The organism is Salinivibrio sp. ML290, assembly GCF_001995695.1.
GTDB lineage: Bacteria > Pseudomonadota > Gammaproteobacteria > Enterobacterales > Vibrionaceae > Salinivibrio > Salinivibrio siamensis.
Window position 1 is genome coordinate 1 of record NZ_MUEY01000036.1, and the last position, 1,244, is coordinate 1,244.

Below are 1,244 nucleotides of genomic sequence, written 5' to 3' on the forward strand. Positions count from 1 at the left end.
TGCCAGGTTTTCCAACCTGTTCACCTAACGCCTAAGCCGCTTAAGGGCTGCTCCGGGTTCGCTCGCCGCTACTGCCGGAATCTCAATTGATTTCTTTTCCTTCGGGTACTTAGATGTTTCAGTTCCCCGAGTTCGCCTCTTAGCGCTATGTATTCACACTAAGATACCTGCTTATGCAGGTGGGTTTCCCCATTCGGAAATCCCAGATTCAAATGGCTTTTACTGCCTTATCTGGGCTTATCGCAAGTTAATACGTCCTTCATCGCCTCTGACTGCCAAGGCATCCACCGTCTACGCTTAGTCACTTAACCATACAACCCCAAAAGGTCTTGCTTATTTACTTTCACTTTTAAAAAGTGAAAACAAACGGTTTAAACAACTAAGGTTTTGTTTTTGCCGGACTCAAAATAGAGACTTTGCTTATCAAATAAGACAAAGCCCAAGCACACTTGATTGTGTGAGTGACATTTCTGTCACTGATTGAGAACTTTACTGTCATTCTTTAAGAATGACTTGTCAGCTTTCCAGATTGTTAAAGAGCATGTCGTTTATTGCTAAATAAACCACGTTCTAAAGATTCTTAAGCAAAAACCTTTAAAGCGTGGTGGGCGATACCGGGCTCGAACCAGTGACCCCCTCCTTGTAAGGGAGGTGCTCTCCCAACTGAGCNTGAGAACTTTACTGTCATTCTTTAAGAATGACTTGTCAGCTTTCCAGATTGTTAAAGAGCATGTCGTTTATTGCTAAATAAACCACGTTCTAAAGATTCTTAAGCAAAAACCTTTAAAGCGTGGTGGGCGATACCGGGCTCGAACCAGTGACCCCCTCCTTGTAAGGGAGGTGCTCTCCCAACTGAGCTAATCGCCCACAATAGTGTGGTGGGTTGTACAGGATTCGAACCTGTGACCAATTGATTAAAAGTCAACTGCTCTACCAACTGAGCTAACAACCCAATGGCGTCCCATAGGGGAGTCGAACCCCTGTTACCGCCGTGAAAGGGCGGTGTCCTAGGCCTCTAGACGAATGGGACACGCCGATATGTTTGGGAACATATCCTCTTTAATACTTCAACCTATACAATCTGTGTGAACACTCGCAAAAATAGCGTCAGTAAGGAGGTGATCCAGCCCCAGGTTCCCCTAGGGCTACCTTGTTACGACTTCACCCCAGTCATGAACCACACCGTGGTAAACGCCCTCCCGAAGGTTAAGCTATCTACTTCTGGTGCAGCCCACTCCCATGGT

The 1,244-nt window shown here is 46.0% G+C and carries 3 tRNA genes and 2 rRNA genes; all 5 read right to left on the bottom strand.

Going from position 1 to position 1,244, the window contains the following annotated elements:
- Positions 1-311 (bottom strand): 23S ribosomal RNA (locus BZG23_RS16395); the annotation flags it as partial.
- Between the two features lie 480 nt (positions 312-791).
- Positions 792-867, bottom strand: a tRNA-Val gene (locus tag BZG23_RS16400).
- Positions 868-876: 9 nt separating this feature from the next.
- Positions 877-952, bottom strand: a tRNA-Lys gene (locus BZG23_RS16405).
- Positions 953-954: 2 nt separating this feature from the next.
- Positions 955-1,030: transfer RNA gene (locus BZG23_RS16410), tRNA-Glu, on the bottom strand.
- Between the two features lie 81 nt (positions 1,031-1,111).
- Positions 1,112-1,244, bottom strand: a 16S ribosomal RNA gene (locus BZG23_RS16415); the annotation flags it as partial.